This window comes from Vibrio quintilis (assembly GCF_024529975.1).
GTDB classification, from domain to species: Bacteria; Pseudomonadota; Gammaproteobacteria; order Enterobacterales; family Vibrionaceae; genus Vibrio; species Vibrio quintilis.
On record NZ_AP024897.1, the window covers coordinates 411,993 to 430,334 of the forward strand.

Consider the following 18,342-nt stretch of genomic DNA (forward strand, 5'->3'; position numbering starts at 1 on the left):
TGAATGGTTAGTTATTCAAAACAAATCTCAATGAAAGCATTTCCCCACTGTGAAGAGAAAGGCATGATAATAATGGAGCCTTCACATTTGTGACGGAGAGTATGTCCTTTCCCTGAAACGACAATCGGTGTCGCCATATCAAATTCAAAGCCACCTTCAGCGAGAATTCGCTTTGCACCCCCTGTGACCATATTTGTGATTTCACCGACCATATCTGTGACTTCTTCATTCAGACCGTTAGGACGTTCTCCTAACATATTCTGCATGATTTCCAACGCCAGACTTTCATCAAAAGTGATGGACATAGAGCCTTTTGTTTGTGGCCCGACCATCCCGATTAAGCCGGAGATATCCCCGCGAGCAATTTCATCTTTCTTTACCCGGGGTTTTTGTGGCTTTAATTCCAGAGAAGCCATGGTTTTTAAAACATTCATTAATGATGCTAAAAACGGATTTACAAACTCAGCGCGCATAATCTTCTTCTATTGTCTCATTGTTAATCTCAGAGGAACATAACTGGCAAACACCATGGGATTCGATGACATGATTTGTAATCTTAAATCCATGTTTCTCCGCATTATCTTCCAGCGATGAAATTAAATGGTCATTTTGCAATTCAATTACATCACCACATTTATCACATATTAAAAGATGAGAAAAATGCTTATGTGCGTTACAAGAGCAACACGATATAAAACTATTGGTTGACTCAACCCGGTGAATGAACCCTTGCTCCAGTAAAAAATCGAGCGCCCGGTAAACAGTTGGTGGCTTTGCCTGAGGCTCATTTTTTTTGAGTGCTTCAAGTAATTCATACGCACTGGCTGCTTTATTACTGGCACTGATCAACTCAAACACCTGCTTCCGTTGAGAAGTTAGTCTTACACCTCTTGCAGCGCATATTTCTTCTATCTGCTTTGTTAAATTGTGGTCCAAATTCATCACCTTAACCACCAGAATCTTATAAGCATATACTAATTCAAGCGTAATATCGTGCAACATTTCTGACAAGTTCAGCCAGACAACCCTGTTATCTGTGTGACCTTTTCCCTGAAAACCGAACGTCATATTTGAGGTTCAGATACTAAAGTTACAGGGAATCCCCACTTTATTGCCAGATCGTACTCTTAATTATATACAGAAAGATTGTACTTGATGGCAATCACCGAAGCTTAAAATTAAAAAAACGATCATAACATTAATTGTCACAATTTATCGCTGAAGAGGGTCACGAAAAGAAAGTCTGATGGAGGGAAGGGGAACAGAGGCAGAGCCGGGCCTGATTCAGCCTCTGTTGAGTGAAGTTGAATCATTGTCCTTTGCCACAGATCATGACCAGAACCGTCCTGCCGATAATTTTCAGATCCATCAATAACCAGCTTTTAAATGAGTACATCGAAAGAGAATAACTGTGATCGAAAGCAACTTTACGTCGCACATCATCGATGCAGGTATCGTATCCCTGACTGATCTGAGCCAGCCCTGTGATTCCCGGTAAAATTCCATAAGTCCGCTCAGTAAAGAACGGAATTTTGTCTTCAAGACTGTTATAGAATGCCGGACGCTCTGGTCTTGGGCCAATCAGTGACATCTCTCCTTTGATCACATTAATCAGCTGAGGTATTTCATCCAGCCGGGTTTTGCGCAGAAAACGTCCGACCACTGTGATTCTCGGGTCATTTTCTGTCGCCCAGACTGCGCCTGACAGTGATTCCGCATTTTGCACCATGGTCCGGAATTTAAACATTTCAAACAGGTTGACCTGCTCTGGCGTCGATTTACCCACACGCCACTGCCGGTAGATGACCGGCCCCGGCGAGGTGACTTTAATGGCAAGTGCGACGACCGGAAGTACCGGAGATAATGCAATGAGTCCGGCAACCGAGCCCAGTATATCAATGCTGCGTTTGACGCCATGAATCAGTGTTTGCGTAAATGAAGACATATACATAGTAATTACCTCTTGTGATTTATTTTGGTCCAGCGATTCGTTTCTATGCCGGATAAATATCTCAACCCGCCCAGCAGGTTGGCCCAGTGGCCGGTTAAAAAGTAGTGCAGCCACTGGAGTGGTTTGTATTTTTGTATACCGGGAAAAACGGGAGTGATGAACGGAATGCTATACACAGCAGCCTGTATGACCAGCAGCGCCTGATAAAGCGGATGATGTAATAAAAGCACATTACAAATCAGGCAAACCAGCATCAGGTAAGGAACGAATAACCGCAGCCCTTTTCCTGAAAACAGGGAGAAAGCAACTAATCCGTACTTAGGGTTCAACAAGCCGGACAGAACAATGAATTGCTGCATATTCCCGGCAGAAATACGCAGGCGTCGCTGAAAGTCATGTCTCAGCGATGTGGTCTCCAGCTCCAGCGCCCGCATATTGCTATCGTAAAGTGACTGATAACCTTGCCTGACGATTTTCATCGGCAGAATGAAGTCATCGTTGATGGTATTTTGAGCCAGCGGCTCAAACAGCCGGGTACGGAAGATATAAAAAGCACCATGGGAGCCCATGGTTGCGCCGGTTGCAGCTTCATGCTGCTTGATCCGGCTTTGATACTGCCAGTATTTCGCTTCACCTTCTCCCTGAGTTTCCAGCAACTGATATCTGCTGTTCAGCACCCCAAGCCGTTCATCTTGAAAATGCCGGGCTGCAATCAGCAATGCATCCACCGAAATCAGCGCACTGGTATCACTCAGCACGGTTAAATCAGAATCAATGCTCTGCATTTCATGGTTAATAATCGCAATTTTGCCCCGGTTTTCCGGATACTCATGAATTTCAAAATAAGTTTCCGCACAAATTGCCTCCTGAATCGTTTCCTGAGCGATTCTGCTGGTGTCATCCTCACATCCGTCACAGGCAATCATGATTTTCAATCGGTTCTTCGGATAATCCAGTGCCGACAGGTTGCGGATTTTTTCTGCGATCCACCGGGCTTCGTTATAAGCCGGAATCAGCATCGTAATTGTCGGCAATGCATCGTCAGACTGACTGGGCTGATAGCCACGCTGTGTGAAGGGTACTTGTTTCTCCGGATGGTTGCCTGCATACCATCTTAGCCAGAGCGGGTAACCAAAGTGGTGATAAATAATCAAGCCGGCAGCAACCCAGAATGCGATCATGATGATTGTCATTTTATCGCCTCCAGTCCGAGTGATTCATAAGCATTCACCATGTGCTGAATATTACAATTCTGTTCCACATACGTTCTTGGTGACGTCGTGAGGGTGGCTGTTTCTGCATCTTTCAGTGCCCGGATCAGGGAAAACACACAGTTGGCTTTAATCAGTTGGCCCGTTTGCTGACACAGGGTTTCTTCACATGCGCCGGTATTGGTGACCACGACCGGAATGCCACAAGCCTGCGCTTCCAGCGGAGAGAGGGGAAAACCCTCACTTCGTGAAGGCAGACAGAACAAATTGAGCGATTGATAAAAGGTGTGCATCTCTTCAACCAGTCCCAGAAAGTGCACGCGGGAGGTCAGACCCAGTTCATCCACCAGCTGGCGGAGCTGCTTTTCCTGACTCCCCTGACCGGCAATCGCTAAGTGATAATTTTCCGGAAGCTGTTTGAATGCTTTGATGATCTGATCATGCCCTTTGACCCATTCGAGACGACCGGCACAGCCAATCAGATAAGCAGCTTCCGGCAGGTTTAATCTGGCTCTGGCTGTGTTTTTATCTCCCGGAGAGAAGCGTTCGCAATCCACACCGTTTTTGATCGTCAGTGCTTCAGGATAGTTAAAACAGGTGCGGATGGTTTCTGTCACCAGGTTGGCGTCGCCCACCAACACGGGTTGTACCCAGTTCAGAATGACTCTTTCAAGCAAACGGTGGCGCCAGTTCTGCAAATGCCAGACATCATGCTCCGTATGAATACAAACCGGCACGTCGACACTTTTGGCGGCGATTCCGCCGTAAATCAGCGGGCCGATGTGATGGGTGTGTACGATATCCGGCCGGACTGTTTTCAATAACCCCTTCAGCCGGAATAACGTCTGTTTGCACCATCCTGATGACTTGCCCAGAAAATGCAGCTGTTGGCTGAATGGCGATAGTCTGGGCCATTTTTCAAGTGCCTGCTGGTGTTCCCCCTCAAGGCTGACAATCAAGACCCGATTGTGCGGCGAAGCCAGCCGGAGTAATTCCAGGACCATACATTCCAGTCCGCCGGGGGACAGATGCTGAACAACATGAATGGTTGTTGTGGGTTGTGGTTCCGGGTTCATCAATTCAGACTCCTGTGATTATCTTGTCCTCATCTCAGATAGCATTGAATGTGCCAATTATTTTTATCTTTATATTCAATTGGTTATTTGTTTTAGTTGCGAGAGGATGCATTTTTCCGGATTTGAGAATCGGAGTGATTTTCTTATTGAGAAACAGGAAAACAGGTGTCTGTACGACAGTCCGGATAAGGAAAAGCCACAAAGAAAGCCCGGTTCTCTGCGGGAAATTCTGAAGAGAAGCGGGCTGAACAGTAAAAGTGATAATGATGAAAGATGTACTGGCCCTAAGCCTGAATCCTCGGCAAAATCGTCAGTACCGGTGCCTGACAGATTGACTCAAGCTCATCCTGACGACGGATGCTGGTATCAAATAACTCCATCAGTGTGGCGATACCAATGCCGATAAATAATCCTGCAAATCCTCCGGCAATCACAAAAATCATCAGCGGCAGATTGGACGGTGTGCTCGGTGTGTACGGCAGGTCGATAATCTTAACCCGCTTGGTCTGCTCAAAAATGCCCAGCGACCCTGTTAGCTGGGCCATCTCATAGCGCTGAATCAGTTCATCATACAAGTCACGCTTGATTTCAACGTCCCGTTGCAGGCGGTGCAGGGTTTTGGCATGGTCACCGAAGGAATAGGCCTGAGTTTCCATTTTGCTAATCATCTGTTGCAGGCTTTTGGTTTCTTCCTGAAGGCTTTCATAGCGGCTACGGGTTATCTGCAAATTATGCAGCTGGGTAATCAGTAAAGGTTTTACATCGCCTTGTTGCGACACTGAAATATGGCTGACCATGTCCCATAACTGGTCACTGTCGAGCAGGCGTTCTGTCTCACTCAGCAGCTTGGTTCTTTCCGATTCCAGCCGTGACAGTTCACGCTTTTTGGCCTGCACAGAGCTGTGGGCATCGGTATATCTGGCCTGAAGTAGTGTCAGCTGGCTGCGGATCCGGATGATTTGCTCTTCAATCTTGCCAACAACCGGGTTGGTTTTGGACAACTGCTGATCCAGCCCGCCCAGACTCTTTTTCACCCCGGCCAGCTCGGCTTCTTTCTCAGACAATGACTGTTTGAGCGAAGCCAGCTGATTGAGCAGCTGGTTCTGCATTTGCGGGGAAAAAGCCGCATACTGGTTTTTAAACTCAGCCAGTGCATTTTCTGCATCATCCAGTGCGGTTCTTCTTTTTTCGATATGGATACTGAGAAATTCGCTTGAATCCCGGATCGAGGAGCGTTCCGGTGCCAGCAGCTGTTCGATGAAGCGATCACTGACGGTCTGAAGGGTTTCTTTCATCCCCTGCGGGGTATTCGCCTTGAGTTCGATTTTGATAAAATCTTTGCCCAGCATTCTTACATTCAGGCTGCCGGAAAGTTTCGCAATCACATAATCAATCTGTTTGCTGCTCATCTGATCATTGATCAACTGTCTTTCTTTGGCAACGGACAGCAAAACATGGCGGCTTTTCAGCAACGTACTCAGTGCGCTCATCCGATCATTCAGCATGGTTGAAACCGCCAGATCTTCCAGAAAAGGGTTCATTTTCGCGGTTTCCTGTATCAGCATGCTGGTATGTGCCTGATAAGCCAGTGGTGCCATCGAGCTGATCAGCGCCCCGGCAAACGGCAGTAACAGAACCGGCAGCGCAATCACATACCTTCTTCTCCATGCGGCTCCGAGCAGGACGGCAAAACGGAATTTCAACTCATTCATAAGCACTCCAGAAATTGAGAAACCACATGACTCCGTTGTTCCCAGCTTTCTTGTTGCACAATCGCTACGGGGGCTTTTTTCAGGTTGTCCGGATTTTTTTCATACCGGTTGAGCGCATCAATCATCGAAGCGGCACCATCAATCACATTCAAATGCGGCCGGTAAGGGTTGATGGCCGGATAATCGGTGGTGATGACTGGTGAGCCAGCTGCCAGATACTCCAACAGCTTTAACGGATTACAGGCATTAATCTGCGGATTGAGCACAAAAGGCAGGAGGCTGACATCCCAGTGCTGGCAATAGGCCGGCAGCTGATGATGGGCTCTTGGCCCCAGTTGGTGAATATTCGGCAGCTCAGGTAAAGGCGAGCGAGACTGTGCCTGCGGGCCGATAAATACAAACTGCCAGTGGGGTAATGCGCAGGCTGCCTGTTCGATTAACGCATAATCCAGCCAGGAAGAGAGACTGCCATAAAAACCGGCCACGGGACCGTGTTGCGGCAGATCGTCAGCCCGCGGAGCCGGTGTTGAAAACAGTCCGGTATCGACGCCATGAGGCAGCAGACAGGTTTTCTTTGCAGGAAACTTCTCCTGCAATGCCGGGCTGGCGGCGAGAATCAGATCGGCTTTATCGACCAGTTCGGCTTCGTGCCGGGAAACGGTTTGATGATCAACTCCGGCAAGGGCGGAAAAATCGTCTCCGCAGTAATACACCACATGGCTTTCACCCAGGCTGCCACACAGGTCAGCCGCAGTTGGCAGAGAGGTCCACAAGACCGGGTTGTTGAGGCGGAACTCCCTGAGAATAATTTTCAGCTGAAAGCGCATCATCTCGCGGGCAAGAGTACGCGACCAGCGCGAACGCGGCGCCGGAATGGTCAGGAGGTTCACCACACTGATATTTGCAGCGGGCCGGGTCTTTTCCTGCTGATATCCCTGTTTGGACTGACCGAATAGTTTCCCTAAAGCGCGCCGGATATCATGCCGGTTCAGCCGGGGCTGACGTAATCCGATCGAATTAACCCACAGAACCCGGCAATCTACAGGCAGATGAGAAATCAGGTGTTGAGTACTGGACGGTAACCCGCCGAAATCTTCCCCGAACACAATAAAATCACGCATACCGGTCTCCTCACTTCAGGTGTTTGATCACTTTGGCCGGATGTCCGGCAGCCAGCACAAAATCCGGTAAGTCATGAATCACGACACTGTCTGACGCAACGATGGTGCCTTCCCCGATGGTCACGCCCTGCTTGACGGAGACATTGGTGCCCAGCCAGCAATCGCGTTTGAGGTGAATGTCACCGGCCTGATGGTCATCATCCGGTTCTCCCTTTGCTCTGCGGGTGGCATCCAGCGGATGACCTGAGTAACCACATAAAAATGCCCGCCCGGCAATCCGGACATTGTCTTCAAGGATGATCTGTGTGCCGACCGCAATCGTGGTTTGCCAGCCAATGCCGACATTGTTACCGATATGCAGCGTCGGATTGTCTGAGGTGCTGCGCCCGGTCATGGTGGTTTGCCCTGAAATCCGGCAGTCATCACCAACATGAATCCGCAACGGACCGCTGATATAAGGGGTGCCGCTGTATAAATACAGGCGACGGCCTGTCACCGTAGCTCTGGCCCGGAAGACCGGGGTATAAACCAGCCAGCGCATCAGCGTCGAACTCACCGTTGTGCTTACTGCATAAGCACCACACATGAGTCCGTTGTACAACCGGGGTGATGGCAGTTCAAATGCCCGGACTTTTTTCAAAGTCTGAAATACCTGACGGTGGCGCGGATTCGGGTGATGCCTGAGCCACTGTTTGAAATCATGAACCCGTGTATGAAGCATAAGTTCTTTCCCTGAATAATGGACTTGTATGCATCACGTTACAATTCCTGTGCCGGGTTTTTTGTTTTTATAAATCAGTTAGTTAAAAGTTTTCTGGTCGGGTGTCGTTTGTGATTCTCATTTTGAGAGTCGTTTTGACTGATGCGGGCGATGGCCACGGTCAGAGCGGCGAGAATATACACCGGCCAGTTAAAGCCCTGAGTCAGGAAAGTGCCGGACACGATGGTGCCGATCAGCGCCGCATAAACCGCCGTGGCATTGGCGGCCAGATGCGGGTTGCAGGTTTCCGGCAGAGTCTTCAGTGTCCGGGAAGCGGTCCGGATTAAAGACACGATAAAAGAGACGAAGATAATCAGCCCGAGAAATCCGGTTTCAGCCAGCACACCAAACCAGGTGCTGTGAACTGCATGATTCAGGCCATCCCAGTGGGGGCTGTAAAAGAAATAGTTTGAATAAAAATTATTCAGACCGACACCAAACAGCGGATTATCCAATGCCATTTTGAAAGCGGCTTCCCAGGCATATAAACGCCCCATGGCCGACGCATCGACGCCTTCTTCCGCAGCGCCCCCGGAAGCGCGATCCGAGATACCGGCGACGCTGTAAAGGAGCAGCGCCGCAATCGCGCCGAGTGTGAGCAGCAGCACTTTGCTGCGAATCAGGCGCAGGGCAAAGATACCGAAAACCGCCAGTGACCCCAGTAATCCGCCCCGGCTTTGGGTGGCAATCACCGCACTCATCAGCAGTGCGGTTGCCAGCAGGCCGAGCAAGCGCTGCGGCCACGGAATACCTTTGGTTGTGCTCAGACTGATTGAAAAAGCCAGCGGAAACATCAGTACCAGGGCCAGATCATTCGGATCGCCGAGCATTGAGCCGAGATCTCTGCCAACGGTCACCCGCGAGCCTTCGACCAGCCCGATCCCCTGAATTGAATTACTCATCGCCACTGCACCCACAATCATCCCGGCTCCGATAATCAGAAAGGTGGTCATTTTCAGATTTTTGGCATTATTGACCAGCCAGACGGTTGCCAGCGTCATGATCATGATTTTCCAGTAAATGCCTTTAAAGTTATTCAGCGCAATGCCCCGGTTTGACGCAAAGACAATCCCGACACAGACCAGCACCCAGAACACGGCCAGCCAGGTCAGTGAGGGGTGCCAGTAAACTTTCAGCTGGCGGCTGATCAACACATGCCACATCAATGCTGCCAGTGAGCCTAATGACAGCAACAAAGGAATTTTGAGCGGGAACAGTACCGGAATGGCTTCATGAATCCGGAAGAACGAAAAAATGATGAACAGAATCACCAGCCAGAAGGTCTGAGTCAGAGCAAACATGGCAGCCAGCGGCAGAATGGCGATGGCGACCGGAATGGCCGGATGAGGAATCAGATACCACATTCCGGCCATCAGCAGACACACCGCCAGACTGACGATAATTCCCGGACGGCTGGTTTGATTCATCATCATCCCCGCTCTCTGCTCTGCACAACGGATGACATGATTTGCGGTAGCCGCAAAGAATGAGGCGCTATCCGGATATAGTTCAGGATGAGTGCAAGGCCTGCCAGACACAATGGCCCGGCAATTGCCATCATCAGCCGGAGATGAGTGGCTTGCACAAACCATGCTGCGCTGAGAAACATCCCGGTGGTACACAGCAGTAACACCAGTGACATATGATGATAAGGCAGTGGCTGGTGGCGTTGCCCGATAAGTAAAACACACAGGCAGCGAATGCCCTGAGCAGCCGCAAGTGTCCACAAAATCCAGCCGATACCGTGATGCATCAGCAGTAGTGTTATCAGCAAGGTGCCCGCGGTGATGATCAGGTTTAACCGGAACAGGGCCGCAGTTCTCTTCTGAAAGAGCATGCCGAGATTAAGCAGCTCTGTGATTTCTTTAAAGACCGCAATCACAAGAGTCATGATCAGCAGCTGCTGAGCCGGACCATAGTTCTCCGGCAGGGCGAGCCGGATAAAAGTCTGACCGGCAAAACAGATGAACACCGCCAGCGCCAGAATATACACAATCCCTGCCTGAGTCTGTCGGACGGCAGACTGTTCTCCCTGCTCTGATAACACCTGAAAACGTTTCGGCATCCACCACATACCAAAAGGCTGCACCAGAATACACATCGCCAGTGCAAACTTGGCAGCGATAGCATAATAGCCCAGTGTCGTCAGGTCTGATGCGTAGGCGATGATCCAGCGCTCAGCACCACTCAGCCCGAAAGCGATTAATGCGGACAGCATCAGCGGAGTGCTGTAAGCCAGCAGCTGTCTGGCCTGCGTTGGCGGGCGGATCGGAAAGCGGTTCACCTGGTGTAATGCGGCCAGCTGAACATAGCGGGTGAGGGTGCCGGCCAGCAAAATGCCGGTGACGGAAGGATGCCAGAACAGCACCGCGGTGATCATGATAATCTGCAGCACCGTGGTGAGCACACTAATGCTGAAAAAGGTTGTCGCCCGATCATTCATCCGCAGCCATGCCAGATGCAGTGACACCGGCCCTTCAAATGCCAGTGCCAGTATCAGCAGTGCACATTCGGTTTTGGTCAGCGGTATGCTTTGCCACCACAGCTCCGGAATGCTCACTAAGATGGTCAGCAGCAGGACGCCGGTGCTGATGCCAATCAGCATGGAAAAAGTCATTAAACCGGCGGCCTGATGGAAGCGTTTTAATCCGTCACTCAGATGCCCGACGAAGCGATAGAGATTTTCATGCATTGCGGCTGTCGACAAAATACCGAGAAATGCCCCGATGCTGGCGATGAGCTCAAGTTTTCCGAGCTGCCCGGCATCAAGATAGTGGGTCATAAACGGCAGCATGATCAGCGACATGCCTTTCATCATCAGCAGCCCGGTGCCGTAAATCAGAATCGAGTGTACGGTTTTCCGTGTCATAGCTTCTCTCCTGCGGGCATGCTGCCGTTGCTGACAGGTGATGGAGAATCCTGAATACAATCAGCGATGGGCTGATAGCATTGCTCCGCCTGATAATCCTGAGCCATTCTGGCTGCTGACTGACCCAGCCGCTGAATCAGATGGGGATGATAAGCAGCCTGAAGGATCACCTCAGCCAGGCTCAATGGATCATCCGGCTTATATTTCAGGCAGTTCACATTGTGAGTTAACACCGTATCCCAGTAAGCGTTATCCCGTGGGATGATGACGCACATTTCAGCCGCCATCGCTTCCAGTACCGATAAACCAAAGGGTTCTTTTTTACTGGTGGAGACAAAAATATTGCTCTGGCGGCGGATCAGATCCAGATTATCCGGATCATGAAACCAGTAGACCCGGTCCATACTTTGCGGTGCCTGACTGACTTCAAGTGAAGAATCTTTTGGCCGGATAAAACAGATATTCGCAGTGAACCGGGGCAGGGCGCCCTCAAAGTGTTTCAACGCCTGAAGCAGTAAATCCAGCCCTTTCCATTTCAGTAAGGATGCACACCAGAATAAAGTGGGCTGATTGTACTGACAGGGACCGGGCCACTGCTTACCGCTCAGCCCGTTGGTAAAGGTCTGAAAATGCGGTGCTGACAGGATATTGCGGGCCATTGCTTCTGCTTTTTCCGCAGGCCTGCCGGATCGGTAATAAGCACAGATAGCATTCGCCATACTGGTTTTGGCTGAGGCAAGAAAAAACACCTGATCGGCCCTGACCAGACAACCGCCGGTCGCCCGTGAGTAACCAACCGGACCGTGTATCAGCTGAATGATTCTGTATTTGAGCAGGTAGCTCAGCAGATACAGTGCCATATCCACGCCAGGGCCGGATGCGCCAATGACAGTGTCAAACGGTCCGGTAGTAAAACGCAGACGTAATAGCATCATCAGGTAGATGAAATGCTTAATCCAGAAAGCGATGCCCTGCGTTGCCTGGCTGAACTGTCCGACAGACGGGAGCAGTACGATGTCAATATGATGCGTTGCCCGGGGACTTTTCCGCCATGAATCCGGATCACGGGTGGCAATGGTGAAACGGGTTTTTTCCGGGTCGCATAAAGTGAGTATCTCACGGGTTGCAATCTTGGAACCGCCCTTAAACGCAATCGGATCAAATACCAGGCAATGTTTCCTTGAGTCACGTTGCCCTGAATCATATTGTCTGAGGCGATCCTGTTGTGGAGTATGCTGTTGTGTCATATCAGCCTCCCTGAAACAGTCGCTTGGATACGTAAGTTTTGATTGGGCGGCAGGCCGCAAACCACGAAAGACTGGGAATGAGTCTGGCAGATATGGCTTTGCGGTAGTGAGATTCGATCGCCTGAGTGTTGTGCTCAATCGTGTAATTCTTACGAATATGTGCATTGGCATTTTGGGCGAGCCTGCGTGCTGCTTCCGGTTTTTTCAGGATGAGCCGCATCATATCGACCATGGGCTTCACGCCGGTATTTTTATACAGCAAACCATGCTTTTTGTGACTGATGATTTCCGGAATTCCCCCGGTTTCCGGAGCGATAATCGGCAGCTCTGCCAGTGCAGCTTCAGTGATCACCAGACCGAAAGGCTCATTTCTGGCACCACTGATAAAGGCGTCAGCCCCACGCATCCAGCCCATTGCATTGTCTTTCTCCCCGACAAAATGTACTTGTTCGGTCAGGTGAAGCTCATCGGTAATCAGTTCGAGTTTTTTGCGCATTGGTCCGTCACCAATCACAACCAGGTGGGTTTGCGGGTATTCCAGTGCAATGTGTCTGAGTGCCGAGAGGATCCGGTCGATTCCTTTGCGTTTAATCAGTGAGCCGACCGTCAGAAAAATATAAGTATCTTCAGGAAGGTCAAGATACTGGTGAATATCAACGGCTTCATATCCTGCCAGACGTTCTGTATCGATGCCGTTATGAATCACTGACAGCCGGGACTGCGGATAGCCATCGCGAATCAGGGAGCGGGTCACGGCATCACTGACGGCAATAATACCGGGAGAAAAATGCAGCCCGAGCGTCAGCCGGTCCCGTGCCGGATAATCGGTATGAATCTGTGTCAGCAGCGGAATATTCATGATTCTGGCACTGAAGTTCATCCACTGGCAGGGGGCGGCGCTGTTGAGATGAATCAGATTGATACCCTTTGATTTGATCATCCGGATGCCTTGCTTAATTAACCTGAACCAGGCAAGCAGATTGACGCGGGGTTTACGCCAGCCAAACAACAGCGGAAATTCAGAAAGTTCACTGTTGAACCCCATTCTCTTCACTTCCGTGTGCAGCGCCTCACTGTTGGTCCAGATAAACGGGCGGAAACTGTTTTTATCCAGATGGTTCAGGTGTTCCAGCAGGCAACGTTCACTGCCGCGAATCCAGTTATCGCCGTAGTGAACAAACAAGATATGGTGCTTTTTTTTCATGGCTTCCTCCTTGGGTTTCTATTGATATAGCAAAGGAGGTGCCAATTAATTTTATATATATCTCATTGAATATTAAGTAATTTTAAATTGTTATTTTTTGTTCTCAAAATGAGAATCAGATTAAACAAAATATTTTTTCATCATATCAGGAATCATGGTGAGGTTTGAGTAATGACTGACAATGGTTTCCCGCGCCTGAGTCTGCATTTGCCGGCGCTCAGTTGCTGAAAGGTGACACCAGTCCTGAATACAGCTCACCAGCTCTTGTGCCTGCCGGACCAGATAGCCATTTTCTCCGTGACGGATCAGCTCGGGTAATTCACCCACAGCGGTTGCTGCGACCGGAATACCACGGCCCATGGCTTCAAGTGCTGCCATCGGTAAGCCTTCAGCTCTTGAGCAGATAATCAGCAGCCCGATGTCCGGCCAGAATGTATCCATACAGCTTTTGTGACCGTGAAGAATCAGGTTGTGCTGCCCGGAGCAGCTCAGCTGGCTGAGCATCGGGCCGTCACCATAACAGTGAATGTTAGTCTCCGGCAGCAACCGGGTGATTTCCGGCAGAAAATCCGGACCTTTCTCATAGCTTAACCGGCCGACAAACGCGATTTGTTTACCGTCACTCAGGGGTAATTGTTCCGTATCAACGAAGTTATTGACCTTCTCAGTACGGAAAGGGATCCGTTGCTGAATCAGCTGACTGACGGCCAGACTCTGGTCTGACATAAACGCGGTAATCCGGTCCAGCAGGTCGTACCATTTGACCCGGCCGGTGGGGATCTCGCCGGCATGGAAGGTCGAAATTTGTCTGAATGACTCTTTCGAGGTGCGCCGGGCCAGTTTGCACAGCAGGCTGGCTTTATATCCGTGGGCATGAACCACAGCCGGACGAAACCGGTGGATGGCCTGCTTAAGAGCCGCAGCGGTTTTATGATGCGGAAAATACTCAGACAGTATCGTAAAGGGAATTTCATGCTGCCTGAGCTTTTCAGCCATTTCATCACTGTCCGGGTACGTTTTAAGTAAAATAATCCGTACCGGACGATGGATTTTCAGACCGCAGGCTAACTGAAGTACATGGCTTTCAATGCCACCAAAAATCCGGCTGTCCAGCACCAGCCATATTTCATTCCTTTGAAATAAATTCATCCTGCTCTGTTTCCCATGCTTGTTTTTTGCGGTAAACCGTTGACGGGCTGAGTTCCAGTAATACGGCAGCATTCAATACATTGCCGTCACAGTAGTCGATCGCCTGTTGGATGGTTTCCCGTTCCACCTGCCACATCGGGCGGATTGTCGGAGAGGTGATGACTGCCGGAGAAACTTCAGTCTCAGTCTCAGTCTCTGTTTCTGTTGCCGCGGCTTTGGCTATTTCCGGTGGTCTGTGAATGGTTTCCTGAAGTGGTGGGGCGGGTGTTTCCCGGATAGCATCAACAACAGCCTGCCTGTTCGTACGCTGGCCTGCATCCCGATTGTTTTGAGAACTGCCCGGTGACGGACGCTTCTGTTTGATTTGTTCCGGCAGATGTTCCGCGTTTACCGTGGCATCATTATTCAGGACCACAATATTGCGCATAATGTTTTGTAGTTGCCGGACATTTCCCGGCCAGTGATATTTCTTCAGCAGCGACTGAGCATCACGGCTGATGGCCGTAAAGCGTTTTTTATCCTGTTTGGCATATCTGACCAGAAAGTTTTGCGCCAGCGCGATGATGTCATTACCGCGATCCCGTAACGGCGGCATTTCCACCGGCACGACGTTCACCCGGTAGTAGAGATCTTCCCGAAAGCGGCCCGCTTCGACTTCTTCGAGCGGGTCACGGTTTGTGGCGCAAATAATCCGGACATCGACTTTCTGTTCTCTGGAACCACCCAGCGGGGTGAAGGTGCCGGACTGCAAAAAGCGCAGCAGTTTTTTCTGCATATCCAGTTCCATTTCACACAACTCATCAAGAAACAAAGTGCCGCCGTCGGCCTGAGACGCCGCACCTTTACGATCGGTGGTTGCACCGGTAAAAGCACCTTTCATATGACCGAAAATTTCACTTTCGAGTAAATCCCTGGGGATTGCGCCACAGTTGAGGGCGACAAATGGTTTGTTTTGGCGCTGGCTGTGTTCATGAATCGCTTCGGCACAAACCTCTTTCCCCGTGCCACTTTCACCGATGATAAATACACTGGCTGTGGTCGGTGCGACAGATTCAACAATTTTGTAAACGGCCTGCATTGGTAACGATGAACCAATAAAGCCGTGAAAATTTTTCCGGCTGTATCGGTGCTCCATATCTTCTACCAGATGCGCCAGTTTACTGCGCTGAAGGTGCAGGTTGATTGAGGTTTTCAGCCGGTCAGCATTGATCGGTTTTTCAATAAAGTCATCGGCCCCTTTCTGCATCAGGTTCACAGCAATATCCACTGAACCATGCGCGGTCGCAATAATGACCACGGTCGGAATTTCATGCTCACTGATCCAGTCCAGCACTTTTTCACCGGACATATCAGGCAGTTTTAAATCCAGAATGACCACCTGAGGTTTTTGCTTGCCGATAAAATCAATCGCCTCAGCGCCGGTTTCAAGATGGAATAAATCGAATGGCTCATCTTTGACGTACTGTTTGTATAAGATGGCGAGTGAGCTGGAGTCTTCAACGAGTAATACTTTGTTTCTCATTCAGAATCGACCTTCCTGATTTATATCCAATTGGTTCCTTAATATATAGTTCATGTTTGGCCGGGTGAGAAATCCGGCCTGCTTATTTTGTCAAATCAAACGGTGGTTTTTCCTGGGCTTCGCATTGAAAGCTTCTCATCAGGACATTGATTTTCGCTGTTGCAATGCTGCAATGGAGTCGGCTGCCAGTTGTGGCAGTGTTGCTCCGGCCTGATAAGCTTCTTCCTCTTTGCCATCGATACATAAATGTTCAATCTGTCTGGCAAGCTCTGAAAGACTGCGGTTGCCCAGTGCCAGCGCAGAACTGCCCAGGGTGTGGGTTTCAAACTTGAGGCATTCCGCTTTTTTGTTGGCAATGGCACAGCTGATTTTTTTGACCCGCTGTTGGCACTCTTCAACATAATGATCAATCAGCACCGGCAATACTTCGAGACTGGTATCGGCGATGACCTGTTGAATGATGATGTCATCGACCAGTCCGTCGGGTTGATGGGGAAGGGGGGCTGCGAGGTTTTCCGGGCCGGATTGCGGTAATACCGGCGGCGGAGTGATTTCGCCCGCGCCAAACTCATCTTCTTTCAGATACAGGGCCATTTTTTCCAGCAGTTGTGAAAGACGAACCGGTTTTGATAAGTAGTCTGTCAAGCCTGCCGCGATAAAGCGTTCTTTATCGCCATGCAGCGCATGCGCCGTGAGTGCAATGATCGGTAATTCTGCCTTTTGTCTGTCGGCCATCGCTCTGATTTCCTGACAGGCCTGCATGCCATCCATCAGTGGCATCGACATATCCATAAATACCAGATCAAAGTGGTTATCTGCGACTTTTTCGACCGCTTCAAGGCCGTTTTGGGCGATTTCAATATGGATACCTGCATGCAGAAACATATTTTCAATCACGATTTGGTTGGCTTTATTATCTTCAGCAACCAGAATCCGGGCATGTTCCCACTCCGGTCTGATTTCCATCACAGCTTCCTGATCGGTTGGTTTTCCGTCAGATTCGCCCAACTGGATCTGAAACGTAAAAGTTGAACCCTTACCCGGCTGACTTTCCGCAAAGATCTGGCCGTCCATCAATTCGCAGAGTTTACGACAGATAGCCAACCCTAACCCTGAGCCTTCCTGGGTTCTGGAGTAAGTGTTATCAGCCATCGTGAACTCTTCAAACAGAAGAGGAATCATTGCCGGTTCAATCCCGATGCCGGTATCAATCACTTGACCGGTCAGGGTGATGCTATTGTCATCGGCGTCAGCATAAATGTGTACCTGAATTAATCCTGTCCGGGTGAATTTCACCGCATTGCCAATCAGGTTATGCATAATTTGCTGCACACGGTATTGATCGCCGCTGACCCACTGAGGGACAGAAGGTGCGATGGTGGATTCAAGACAAATACTTTTTTGACAGGCGGACGGACGAAAACTGCTGACGACCTGATGAATACATTGGTGAAGATCAAACGGTTTGCGCTCCAGAGACAGGGTGTTCGATTCCATCTTGGTGTAGTCGAGAATATCATTGATCACTGACATCAGAAAAAAGCCGGACTGGCTGGCAGTGTCAACCAGCTGAGTCTGATTTTTATCTAAAGATGTCTCTTTTATCAGCGACAATAATCCAAGCACACCATTGAGCGGTGTCCGGATCTCATGCGACATCGACGCGAGAAACAAAGATTTACTCTGGCTGGCATCTTCCGCCTGATGGCGGGCGATCTTCAAATCATCATAGCTTTTTGCCAGGCTGGAAGACATCTGATTAAACGCATCTGCCACTTCTCCTAATTCATCAGTAGAATTCAGGGTGACCTGATATCCCGGCCCTTCCTGTGTCAGCTTTTTGGCCGCCTGAGTGAGTTTGGTTAAACCTTTGGTCAGATAATGACCAATGAAAAAAGAGAACAGCGCCACCAGCAGAACTTCAATGATGGCAATGCCGGTCATCGAATGGCGGGCCCTGGTGATTTGCGCGGTGATCGATTTATTACAGAAACCGATGTCGATATGACCGTAGGTGGATTCATTGGTTTTCAGATCGACCCGCACATCGAAGATACCGTCATCTACGTCATGCAAACTGTGGTCAATAGTGCTTTCCTGCTGAAGGTGTTTAGGATCGCCGGAGGTAATTAATGTTTTGCCATAACTGATGATCCGGATATAGACGATATCTTCAGACGCGGTTACTTCTTTGATGACTTCATCCAGCGAGCTGAGGTCAAAAGACAGAATGTCTTTTTCAACCGCTTTGGCAAAAATATTGGCCGTAGTATTAGCGCGCTGAATCAGCTGAGTCTCGGCAGATTCAGTCATAAAAGACATTGCACTGATCACAATGATGACCAGTAAGATAATCTCAATCAATGCAATGCCGAGAATGGTTTTGGTTTTGAACTTCATCATTCTTCCCGTCTGGAGTGATTGCTTTTGTTCAGAGTGATCGTGATTATTCATAACCTTAGCCGACATCTGCCGGGTTTTCCTTTTTACATCTTTTATGGCGTATGGTTCGCGCATCTC

15 protein-coding genes are annotated in these 18,342 nt (G+C 49.6%); all 15 read right to left on the reverse strand.

The genetic code is table 11. From position 1 onward, the window contains the following. Window positions 1–11: 11 nt before the first annotated feature. Window positions 12–473, reverse strand: coding sequence for a chemotaxis protein CheX (locus OC443_RS02000; RefSeq protein ID WP_073579966.1), 462 nt, complete (start codon window positions 471–473; stop codon window positions 12–14). Continuing rightward, window positions 463–942 carry a zinc uptake transcriptional repressor Zur gene (gene zur, locus OC443_RS02005; RefSeq protein WP_200796887.1) on the reverse strand — a complete coding sequence of 160 codons (480 nt, stop codon included), beginning with the start codon at window positions 940–942 and terminating at the stop codon, window positions 463–465. Before zur ends, OC443_RS02000 begins: the two co-directional genes overlap by 11 nt. Window positions 943–1,309: 367 nt before the next feature. Continuing rightward, entirely contained in the window at window positions 1,310–1,945 is a 636-nt protein-coding gene (locus tag OC443_RS02010; RefSeq protein WP_073580044.1) for a sugar transferase, read from the reverse strand. A gap of 11 nt (window positions 1,946–1,956) precedes the next feature. Then, window positions 1,957–3,144: a glycosyltransferase family 2 protein gene (locus OC443_RS02015; protein WP_073579967.1), complete on the reverse strand. Its 1,188-nt coding sequence runs from the start codon at window positions 3,142–3,144 to the stop codon at window positions 1,957–1,959. Beyond that, window positions 3,141–4,238 carry a glycosyltransferase gene (locus OC443_RS02020; RefSeq protein WP_073579968.1) on the reverse strand — a complete coding sequence of 366 codons (1,098 nt, stop codon included), beginning with the start codon at window positions 4,236–4,238 and terminating at the stop codon, window positions 3,141–3,143. The genes OC443_RS02015 and OC443_RS02020 overlap by 4 nt, the downstream gene beginning before the upstream one ends. Before the next feature lie 284 nt (window positions 4,239–4,522). Beyond that, on the reverse strand, window positions 4,523–5,950 hold the full coding sequence (locus tag OC443_RS02025) for a GumC family protein (RefSeq protein WP_073579969.1): 1,428 nt from the start codon (window positions 5,948–5,950) through the stop codon (window positions 4,523–4,525). After that, entirely contained in the window at window positions 5,947–7,071 is a 1,125-nt protein-coding gene (locus OC443_RS02030; RefSeq protein ID WP_073579970.1) for a glycosyltransferase, read from the reverse strand. The genes OC443_RS02025 and OC443_RS02030 overlap by 4 nt, the downstream gene beginning before the upstream one ends. A gap of 10 nt (window positions 7,072–7,081) precedes the next feature. Beyond that, window positions 7,082–7,792: an acyltransferase gene (locus tag OC443_RS02035; protein ID WP_073579971.1), complete on the reverse strand. Its 711-nt coding sequence runs from the start codon at window positions 7,790–7,792 to the stop codon at window positions 7,082–7,084. Between the two features lie 74 nt (window positions 7,793–7,866). After that, window positions 7,867–9,264, reverse strand: coding sequence for an O-antigen ligase family protein (locus OC443_RS02040; protein WP_143169212.1), 1,398 nt, complete (start codon window positions 9,262–9,264; stop codon window positions 7,867–7,869). After that, complete coding sequence (locus OC443_RS02045) at window positions 9,261–10,700, reverse strand: lipopolysaccharide biosynthesis protein (protein ID WP_073579972.1); 1,440 nt, start codon at window positions 10,698–10,700, stop codon at window positions 9,261–9,263. The genes OC443_RS02040 and OC443_RS02045 overlap by 4 nt, the downstream gene beginning before the upstream one ends. After that, window positions 10,697–11,947: a glycosyltransferase family 4 protein gene (locus OC443_RS02050; protein ID WP_083601518.1), complete on the reverse strand. Its 1,251-nt coding sequence runs from the start codon at window positions 11,945–11,947 to the stop codon at window positions 10,697–10,699. Before OC443_RS02050 ends, OC443_RS02045 begins: the two co-directional genes overlap by 4 nt. Before the next feature lies 1 nt (window position 11,948). Further along, on the reverse strand, window positions 11,949–13,151 hold the full coding sequence (locus OC443_RS02055; protein WP_073579973.1) for a glycosyltransferase: 1,203 nt from the start codon (window positions 13,149–13,151) through the stop codon (window positions 11,949–11,951). Between the two features lie 120 nt (window positions 13,152–13,271). Further along, entirely contained in the window at window positions 13,272–14,300 is a 1,029-nt protein-coding gene (locus OC443_RS02060; RefSeq protein WP_073579974.1) for a glycosyltransferase family 4 protein, read from the reverse strand. Beyond that, window positions 14,278–15,822 (reverse strand): sigma-54-dependent transcriptional regulator, encoded by a 1,545-nt coding sequence (locus OC443_RS02065; protein ID WP_073579975.1) that lies wholly within the window; start codon window positions 15,820–15,822, stop codon window positions 14,278–14,280. Before OC443_RS02065 ends, OC443_RS02060 begins: the two co-directional genes overlap by 23 nt. Window positions 15,823–15,960: 138 nt before the next feature. Beyond that, window positions 15,961–18,291, reverse strand: a complete 2,331-nt coding sequence (locus OC443_RS02070) for an ATP-binding protein (protein ID WP_306345617.1) — start codon at window positions 18,289–18,291, stop codon at window positions 15,961–15,963. Between the last annotated feature and the right edge of the window lie 51 nt (window positions 18,292–18,342).